Source organism: Bacteroides sp. ET225 (assembly GCF_024733745.1).
GTDB lineage: Bacteria > Bacteroidota > Bacteroidia > Bacteroidales > Bacteroidaceae > Phocaeicola > Phocaeicola excrementipullorum.
This window is the reverse complement of record NZ_JANRHN010000060.1, coordinates 1-8,246: the sequence shown is the minus strand read 5'-3', so window position 1 is coordinate 8,246 and position 8,246 is coordinate 1. Positions and strand designations below refer to the sequence as shown.

Sequence of the window (8,246 nt, the reverse complement as noted above, 5' to 3'; positions counted from 1 at the left end):
TTTATGAAATCCGGGTTACGTTTGTATTTGTCCTGTACACCAAACATGATTTTCAGATCCTCTATACTGTAAATCAAAGGCCTTTCTTGACCACTCATGAGTTCATAGAAACGCATCGAGTACTGACTTGTAAACTCCATGGCCGTTTTAAGTTCATACTTCCTGAAGCCCTTTGAAAAATTAAGTACGGCATTATATACTTCAGGTTGTATTTCAAATCTTACCCAGCCTCTTTTGTAATTGAATTGTGGCTTCTCGATAATACCTATCACCTTCCATATTTGCCCATCATCGAACTCAAAAGACTTATTTCTAAGGTCTAACAGCGCTTTTTTGACACGGGTGTAGTTCTCGTCATCATCGTTGGCTAAAAACGCAGAAATGGGCATTAAAACAACTCTATCATCGTATAACGTCTTTTCTATACGTAGTCCAGGATAAAGCTTTTTACCTTCTATCTCACACTGCATTGCTTCCACAAGCCTGTACAGAATGCGTTTTTCGTACACTGAAAAATCATACTTAGATACAGTCATTAAATAGCTCTGTATCACATCTTTGTTTGTTATTTTTATAGCCATACTCCTTTGTTTTTAAAAAACGACAAAATGAATGTTCGCAAATATAGAAATTAAAAACGACATTTAAAAATGTATGTCGTCGTAAACATTCAAAAAGTCGTTTTTAAAGGCGAAAAAAACATTCAAAAAGTCGTTTATAACATTCAAAAAGTCGTTTTTCGAGCGTTTTTACTCTTTATAACGATTTGTTATTCAGTATTTTATAAATGATTTTTCAAAAGTTGATAAGCATATAATAAGCAATGCTTAAAAACAAGTCATAAAATTTTAGCCTGAATGTGGCTTCCAGACCTCCAAATCCGTGAAAAACGAGTTTTTGAATGTTTGTGAAAGCAAAGCAAAAGCCAGCGCAGCGTTTTTTTAGGAACGAATTTTCCGCGCGTGTACACAAATAAGTACACAAAACTTTTGCTTTATTGATTTTTATCCCTATTTTTGCGGTGTAAACCAATATATTAGAACTATGCAGATTGTTACAACACGCGAATTTCGTGCCAATCAGAAGAAATACTTCGAAATGGCAGAGACGGAAACGATCCTGGTCTCCAGACGCAATGCAGCCCCTATTATGGTGTGTGCAGTCAGAGAAGGTGATTTCCCTTCAAAGGAAGAACTTGCGGCCATCCAGAGAGGTATTGAAGATATCCGGAACGGAAATACCTTCAGAATGGCCAAGAATGAGTCTCTGGATGATTTTCTTAACCGTATAGAGGGTGAAGGCAATGTATGAGATAGAATTTTCCAAAGAAGCGGTAAAACATGTCCTGTTAATGAGAAAATCCTCTCCGCAGCTTTTCAAGAAGCTGGAGAAGCTGCTTGATGAACTCAGAGAACACCCATATACGGGTACAGGACATCCGGAACAGTTGAGATACCTGGAGGGTGTCTGGTCAAGGCAGCTGGACAAGAAGAACCGTATCAGGTATATGGTCAACGAGACTACCGTAATTGTGTTCATCATTTCAGCCTGGGGACATTATGACGACAAATGAAGGATTGCAGTATGTGCCGTTTTGGAACTTACTGCAATCCTTTTGAATTTGTGACAGAATCAAAATAACTTATATCATATACCCAATTAAACGGCTGCACTCGTCGGGAGTGTTGGTACACCCCCTTGCCGTGCGGCGCTCCCCGACCGATGAGTTTTTTGTGGTGTTCCGGACACGTTCTGTTGTGCGGTTTTGTTGGGTAATTCTGTTGTGTACTGGGTGTGCGGTTTTCGTGGGTGTTCACGTGTGTGGGATAGGTTCTATCTCTTCCCGTCCCCTTTGCTAATTTCGCGCTGGGGAGGGTGTTCGATAGAACAGCAAGAGGAAACCGGGCAAGCCCTGTTTTTTCCTCTTGCCCTACGGGGTTTTTAGCTGTAAATCAGCTATTTAGGAAATTATACCAATATAATTTGGTTATAATGAATAAATATACTATCTTGTAAACCAGTAAGTTAGTATATTAATTCATTATAATAAGCCTTATAATATCATGGAAAAAGACAGCAAAACAACGGTAGCGGTAGAACGTACTACTTTTACTAAACTTGACCGTCTGGCCAAGGCAAACAATGTGTCAAAAATGGAGTTCCTTACACATGCTATAAACTATTTTGAAAAGTACGGCATAAACCCGGTCGAGCATGAAAGCCCGGCACAGGAAATGCAGAAACTTATCAAGCGCATGGACCAGGTGTTCGCATTCCTGAAGAAACAGGAAACGGATCTTGTGCGTCCGGCTTGTGAAGCTCTGGCCGGAGCCAGCACACAGATAACCATAAACCTTTCATCCTTACTTTCGGAAGAAAAGTTCAGGCGGTTCCTGAAGGAGAACAGCGAACTTTTCATCGAGGTGATGAATCAATCCATCGAAAAGGGAAAAGCTATTGACAGAGCTGAAAGAGCGGTACGGGATTCAGATGCAACTATCAGGAAGAACCAGCAGGCCATTTTCAAGCGGATAGAAGCCAACGAAACAGCACAACTTAAAGCCATGCAACATATAGTTTCCTTCCTCGATGCAAAAGGAAAGACCGGGCTGCTCGATGATATAAACAAGGTCTATGAGAGGGAAAAGGAAAGGAGGGGACTATGAATATAAAAATTCAGGGTGGCGGTTCCGGAACTTATGCCAATACAGGGAGCTGCACAGGAGTAACGACCTATCTCCAGCATGAGGATCTGGAGCGTATGAAGAACGGCCAGGAAGTGCAGCCGTTTTTCAATAACTCACGTGACTACATAAGCGCACAGGAAGTAACCTTCAAGATAGACAGCAACAAGGCAAAATTAAGCCGGAATGATGCGAAGTTCTATGTGATCACGGTAAGCCCTTCCAGCCGGGAGCTGGAGAAAATGGGCAAGACAGAGAAGGAACAGGCTGAAGCCATGAGAAAGTATGTCCGTGATGATGTGATGCAGCACTATGCGGAAGGGTTCGGGAAAGGCTTAAACAAAGAGGACATCGAGTATTACGGAAAGATCCATTTCGAGAGGAAGGGAGCCGACCGGTACGACATGCACGCACATATCATCGTCAGCCGGAAGGACAGGAGCAACACCAGGAAGCTAAGCCCAAAGACCAACCACACCGGGAAGAAGAACTGCGGAAACGTGAAAGGAGGTTTTGATAGGACAGATTTTTTCCGAAAGTGTGAAACCTCATTTGACAAGCGCACAGGGTATGACCGGGCCCCGGAACAGACCTTCGACTATCTCAATACCATGAAGAACGGAAGCCCGAAAGAAATCTTCCAGAAAAAGGAGTGGGCGGAACGTGTGAACCATGAACGGCTTGAGAAGATGAAAGCCGAATGGAGCCGGGATCTTCAGGAACCGCACCAGGAACAAGGCCGGGAAGAGAGCCAACAACAGGGAAACAGTATTTCCCAAGTTCCGGATATCAACCAGGCACCACAGCGGAAGAAGCAACAAGAGGAAGAACTCGACCAGCCCAGGAAGAAAAGCCGGGGTTTTGGAATGGGTATGTAAATTTGAATCTGTAACAAAATCAAAAGCGTATGGAACAAAGAAAGGACATAATGACAGGTATTATCAGAATCTTAATTCTGTTTATTGTAGGTAGTATATTTCTGGCCATAGCCGGATATATCCTTTCCTTTGTCATTGATATTATTGGCCGTATTATAGTCTTTGTACTTCAGTGGGCTGTTTTCGGTGGTATTGCCTGGTATGGTTATAAGTATTTCAAGAAACCTAAACCGAAGGAGAAGCCAGCTGAAGTAATACCTGAAGAAGCTATACGGTTATATACATCTTCAGGACAGCCGATTGTTATCGGAAACCCTTTCAGGGGTATTTTTGTTTTGGGTGCTGCTGGATCTGGAAAATCTGAAAGTATAGCTGTGCCGTTATTGTCGGAGTTTATCAGAAACGGTTTTTCCGGTCTTGTGTATGATTTTAAGTTCCCTACTTTGGGGCAAGATGTACAGTCTTTTATCAGTGCAAACGGGAACGAGATAAAACACCATTATATAGACTTGAATAACCCGGAACAGTCACCGAGAGTAAATCCTATACAGCCAGATTATTTGCTGAATACAAGCTATGCCAGAGAATTTGCACAGGCTATTGTGGCCAACCTGATAAAAGAGAGTATAAAGAAACCTGATTTCTGGAACAGGTCGGCAACAGACCTTCTAACGGCCTGTATCTGGTACCTGAAAGAAGAACACCCAGACATGTGCGATATACCTCATGTGTGCGCTTTGGTATCGAGTAAGGACGAGGATCTTCTCCGGCTTTTGCAGAAGAATCCGCAAACCGCACAAATGACAATGAGTATTTTCAGTGCAATGGAGAGGGGAGCAGACGGACAAGTCAGCGGAGTTGTAGGAACTTTGCAGTCTGCAATAGCACAGATAAACACTCCGGAACTGATGTATATTTTTGGTGGAAATGATTTTTCTCTGGATCTGAACAATCCTTCTTCTCCGGCTATTGTAACCGTGGGGACATATCCTACCCTTGTACAGACCTTTGCACCGTTATGTAGTCTTATTATAACAGTGGCCACAAAGCTGATGAACCAACCCGGCAAAGTTCCTTCTTTTGTAATGATCGATGAAGCTCCGACTGTATATATACCTGGTCTTGACATATTGCCGAACACGGGACGAAGCAATAAAATATCTACAGTCCTGATGTGCCAGGATCTTGCACAGCTTTCTGACGGTTACGGCAAGGAAAAGGCCGATGTGCTGTTTGCGTCCTGTAATACTCACTTTTATGGTAGGGTATCTTCAAGTATAACGGCAGAAAGACTTTCTCGCCAATTTGGGAAGGAAGATAAAGTCTATACAACCGCATCACAGTCGAGAACAGGCTTTCACCGGACTTCAGGAACCAGCGAATCAGTACAGGAAAGGGACGCAGCCAAACCTTCCAGCTTCCTTTCTCTGGAGCCTGGGGAGTTTTACGGTATAGCGGTGGAAAGCAATGTGCCGTTTTTCCGAAAGAAGTTCAGACAGGCAGAACGGCCAATCCCGGTACAGCTGGAGAAGCTGAGCCATGCTGAAAGCATACAGGAATACACTCTGAAGGTAAGGGAGGATATAAAGTCTATACTTTACGCACTGAAGCCTGATGAACCGGAAGAACAGCATAAACCAGATATCCCTTCAGATATTAAGTTCAAAGGCTTTTCCGTTGATTGATAAGAAAACAGCCAAGACAATCTTGGCTGTTTTTTATAAAGTTGAAGAAGTCAGAGGTTATATTTAATACCAAAAATATAAGAAACCACTACCGTTTTTACATCAGCTTCAGGATATTTGTTTTTGTAGTATTCCGTTAAGTCTTTAATATGTTCAGCGGTTTTCTTCTTTTACAGAACTTATCACTCCAAATTTCGGAAGAACCTTATTTTCTGCGCTGTTTATCGGCTGCCTTATTTATTATAGTTGTCTTTTTTGATGACTGTATATAACTACGCAAAATAAGGTATAGGCCTAATACAATAAAAGGGATACTCAAAACTTGTCCCATATTGAAAAACATCGAATCTTCGAAACTTTCTTGATTTTCCTTAGTGTATTCTAAAAGAAATCGCATGAGAAAAATGGCAAAAATACTAAAGCCAAAATAGAAATAACTTCCGACTTTAAACAACTGTCTTTTATATTTGTATAAAGAATAAATAATCAGGAAAATAATAAAATAACTTATTGACTCATAAAGTTGTGATGGATGTCTGGGTAAATCATCAACGTACCTGAAAATAAAGGCCCACGGCAAATCTGTCGGACGTCCAATAATTTCAGAGTTCATTAAATTAGAGATTCTTATAAAAGCTCCGCCTAATGGGGCCAAGATAGCTATGATGTCTATTATCTTCGGGAATGGGATGTGAACTTTCCGTGAATATAATAACATGGCAATGAACAAACCTATTGCACCTCCGTGGCTAGCCAAGCCTTTGTATCCTATAAACTCGTAAACACCATTAACATTTTCTCTAAATGGTATGAATATTTCAATTATATGAGAAGAAAAATATTCAAAATCATAAAACAGGCAGTGCCCGAGTCTTGCCCCTCCGAAAATACCAATAACTGCGTATATAAAAAGCTTCTCCATTGCATCAGGAGTATAAATCTTTTCCTTCTTGTATATATGGCCAATTATGTAGTAACACAAGGCAAGCCCAGTAACAAAAATCAAACCATAATATTGAATCTTAACTGGGCCAAGGCTAAATATTACAGGGTCTATATCCCAATTTATGTATAATATTGGATTCATTGTATTTGAAATTTGTAATTCTGTATTAACATGACTTTTTATTATTCATATTCCCCTTCGAAATGATAAACAAGGCGAGGGAAGTCATCATATTTCTTTCCGTCTACCCATAACTCCAAAGGTGACATATTGAAATTCATAGAGTTCATATAAGTCACTGCATCACCGCCATAGTTCATGGAAAATACAAGACGAATGGAAGGAGGCGCTCCATATCCACCTAATATAGTGACATCTTTTGGATACAATACAAAGTGAATGCAACCAGAATCCCATTGTAAAAATTCATATCCGGCCATAACAGGCACTTCACCTATCTCCCGCAAACGTTCTGCAATTGTTTCGTCTGGAATCAGATCCGATAGAGGCAGTAATGACATATTGAATTTGAGTGAATCACGCGAAACAACTACTGCATTTTGCTGTTCTGTTATATTTGAACCTTGATAATAGGCTACTTGTACAGTGCCATGATAGGTTCCTTTCATGTCGAATAGCATCTGTTGTATTTCTTCTTTAGATAATCCCTTTTCGTCTTTGTTACAACTTATAAGACTAAACAGACTAAGGAATAATACTAGTATTCCGAATAAGTTCTTTGTTTTCATATTACTTTGATTAAATAGTTTATAGTTCTGTATTAACTTTTATTTTCCCGAATGTTTTCTGTTCGTCACGCACCCGGCACAGTTCCCGGTGTGCTTTTTCCTTGTACTCCTGAAGAACTTTGATTTCGTTACGCAATCGGTTGTTTTCTTCCTGAAGAACCTGGAGCTCTTTAGCCTGTTCTTCAGACTTCATTTCAGCACGTACCTTTTCTTCTGCTGCCTTTGCGATAAGCTCTGGAGCCGGAAGCTGTTTTGCTGTCTGTTCCCGGACCGCCTGTAGTAGTTGGCGAATAGCTTCTGTTCCCTCATTGCTTGTCTGCATGGTCGCTTTAACTTCATTCAATTCTCCGATGATCTTTTCCAATGGGGAGTAATCAAGTGCGTTACTCTTCAGGTCGAAACCTGTGCGTTCAAAGTATTCCAGGGCGAGAGAAACGAACTCTTTCCGTAATATGCCGTTTGCCCGGCAGTATATCTCCAGCCGTTCAGATGTTTCTCCGCTTATTGAGATTGTAGTCTTTTCCGGCTTGCTTTTGGGTTGTATGGTTACTTTATCTGTCATACCTTAACCGATTGATATAAATATGCTTATAATATGCTTGATATGCTGGTTTTATGCTTCTTTTTAATTAAATATGCTGTAAATATACTGAATATTCCTGAAATATATTCAGGTTACTTGGCCTTTTCTTCGCTTAAAGTGATATGAGAATCCACAAAGCACCCTCCAAAGCCGGATAAGGCGTTTGGTTGCGTGTAAGTGACCGTTACAAGGGTTTGTCCCATGAATGTCTCAATCTTGTCTATAATGGCTTCCATTGGCTTTCCTAAGCCTGTAGCTTCAGCTGATACCAATATCAAATCTCCTTCTTTCATATCGTTGTTTTTTGATTGTGTAACATAATCAAAGTTCTTCCTTGTCTTTTACTTTTCCCTTCAGTGCGTTTATTATATACCCTTTAGGGTTCTTTTTATCCCTTGATTTTCCCTTCAGGGTTGAAAGCTCCAGCATTAAATCAAGTTTCTTCTGTGCATCCCTGAAGAGGTCTATGTTGTTTCTTATTTCCTGGTCTGTGAAAAGAAGCTCTTGCTTTAGATAGTTTCTGATAAGCCTGTCCAGATCCCAGCCCAGACTGACCTGTTTTTGTAGTTCGTGCTTTTCAAGTTCTTCATCCCTGTGTTCCGGTTGGTATTTGGGATACAGTTTCAGTGAATGAAAAGAACGACCTTCTTTCAGAATTTTGTATTCAAACGAATATGGACTTTTTGCGTCCAGTTCTTCTTTAGCTGGGACTATGATTCTT

General features: G+C 40.7%; 10 protein-coding genes and 1 pseudogene. 5 read left to right on the top strand and 6 right to left on the bottom strand.

The window, feature by feature from the left end; translation table 11 throughout:
* Window positions 1-581 (bottom strand): replication initiation protein (locus NW212_RS14895; RefSeq protein ID WP_258339401.1); only part of this gene is annotated, 581 nt, incomplete at its 3' end.
* Window positions 582-1,044: 463 nt separating this feature from the next.
* Between NW212_RS14895 and NW212_RS14890 the strand changes: the two genes are divergently transcribed.
* The 5 genes from NW212_RS14890 (at window position 1,045) to NW212_RS14870 (ending at window position 5,247) form a co-directional block, all read left to right on the top strand.
* On the top strand, window positions 1,045-1,311 hold the full coding sequence (locus tag NW212_RS14890) for a hypothetical protein (protein ID WP_005812757.1): 267 nt from the start codon (window positions 1,045-1,047) through the stop codon (window positions 1,309-1,311).
* Window positions 1,304-1,573 (top strand): Txe/YoeB family addiction module toxin, encoded by a 270-nt coding sequence (locus NW212_RS14885; RefSeq protein ID WP_032530137.1) that lies wholly within the window; start codon window positions 1,304-1,306, stop codon window positions 1,571-1,573. The genes NW212_RS14890 and NW212_RS14885 overlap by 8 nt, the downstream gene beginning before the upstream one ends.
* Window positions 1,574-2,063: 490 nt before the next feature.
* Window positions 2,064-2,666: a BfmA/BtgA family mobilization protein gene (locus NW212_RS14880; protein WP_249053316.1), complete on the top strand. Its 603-nt coding sequence runs from the start codon at window positions 2,064-2,066 to the stop codon at window positions 2,664-2,666.
* Window positions 2,663-3,562, top strand: coding sequence for a DUF5712 family protein (locus NW212_RS14875; protein WP_249053315.1), 900 nt, complete (start codon window positions 2,663-2,665; stop codon window positions 3,560-3,562). Before NW212_RS14880 ends, NW212_RS14875 begins: the two co-directional genes overlap by 4 nt.
* A gap of 29 nt (window positions 3,563-3,591) precedes the next feature.
* On the top strand, window positions 3,592-5,247 hold the full coding sequence (locus tag NW212_RS14870) for a type IV secretory system conjugative DNA transfer family protein (RefSeq protein ID WP_249053314.1): 1,656 nt from the start codon (window positions 3,592-3,594) through the stop codon (window positions 5,245-5,247).
* 205 nt (window positions 5,248-5,452) lie between these two features.
* On the opposite strand, the gene lgt is transcribed toward NW212_RS14870, so the two are convergent.
* From lgt to NW212_RS14845, 5 genes and pseudogenes are all read right to left on the bottom strand, one after another.
* On the bottom strand, window positions 5,453-6,334 hold the full coding sequence (gene lgt, locus NW212_RS14865) for a prolipoprotein diacylglyceryl transferase (RefSeq protein ID WP_249053313.1): 882 nt from the start codon (window positions 6,332-6,334) through the stop codon (window positions 5,453-5,455).
* 41 nt (window positions 6,335-6,375) lie between these two features.
* Window positions 6,376-6,942 (bottom strand): DUF4840 domain-containing protein, encoded by a 567-nt coding sequence (locus NW212_RS14860; RefSeq protein ID WP_258339400.1) that lies wholly within the window; start codon window positions 6,940-6,942, stop codon window positions 6,376-6,378.
* A 19-nt stretch (window positions 6,943-6,961) separates the two neighbouring features.
* A complete protein-coding gene (locus NW212_RS14855; protein ID WP_087407146.1) occupies window positions 6,962-7,504 on the bottom strand; it encodes a BfmA/BtgA family mobilization protein in 543 nt (180 codons plus the stop codon).
* Between the two features lie 113 nt (window positions 7,505-7,617).
* On the bottom strand, window positions 7,618-7,818 hold the full coding sequence (locus tag NW212_RS14850) for a hypothetical protein (RefSeq protein WP_032530139.1): 201 nt from the start codon (window positions 7,816-7,818) through the stop codon (window positions 7,618-7,620).
* Window positions 7,819-7,846: 28 nt separating this feature from the next.
* Window positions 7,847-8,246, bottom strand: a pseudogene (locus tag NW212_RS14845) (replication initiation protein); the annotation flags it as partial.

Excerpts from the sequence above, each read along its gene's own strand:
- NW212_RS14855 (WP_087407146.1), bottom strand. The coding sequence starts at position 7,504 with ATGACAGATAAAGTAACCATACAACCCAAAAGCAAGCCGGAAAAGACT.
- NW212_RS14875 (WP_249053315.1), top strand. The coding sequence starts at position 2,663 with ATGAATATAAAAATTCAGGGTGGCGGTTCCGGAACTTATGCCAATACA.
- NW212_RS14850 (WP_032530139.1), bottom strand. The coding sequence starts at position 7,818 with ATGAAAGAAGGAGATTTGATATTGGTATCAGCTGAAGCTACAGGCTTA.
- NW212_RS14885 (WP_032530137.1), top strand. The coding sequence starts at position 1,304 with ATGTATGAGATAGAATTTTCCAAAGAAGCGGTAAAACATGTCCTGTTA.
- NW212_RS14890 (WP_005812757.1), top strand. The coding sequence starts at position 1,045 with ATGCAGATTGTTACAACACGCGAATTTCGTGCCAATCAGAAGAAATAC.
- NW212_RS14880 (WP_249053316.1), top strand. The coding sequence starts at position 2,064 with ATGGAAAAAGACAGCAAAACAACGGTAGCGGTAGAACGTACTACTTTT.
- NW212_RS14860 (WP_258339400.1), bottom strand. The coding sequence starts at position 6,942 with ATGAAAACAAAGAACTTATTCGGAATACTAGTATTATTCCTTAGTCTG.
- lgt (WP_249053313.1), bottom strand. The coding sequence starts at position 6,334 with ATGAATCCAATATTATACATAAATTGGGATATAGACCCTGTAATATTT.
- NW212_RS14870 (WP_249053314.1), top strand. The coding sequence starts at position 3,592 with ATGGAACAAAGAAAGGACATAATGACAGGTATTATCAGAATCTTAATT.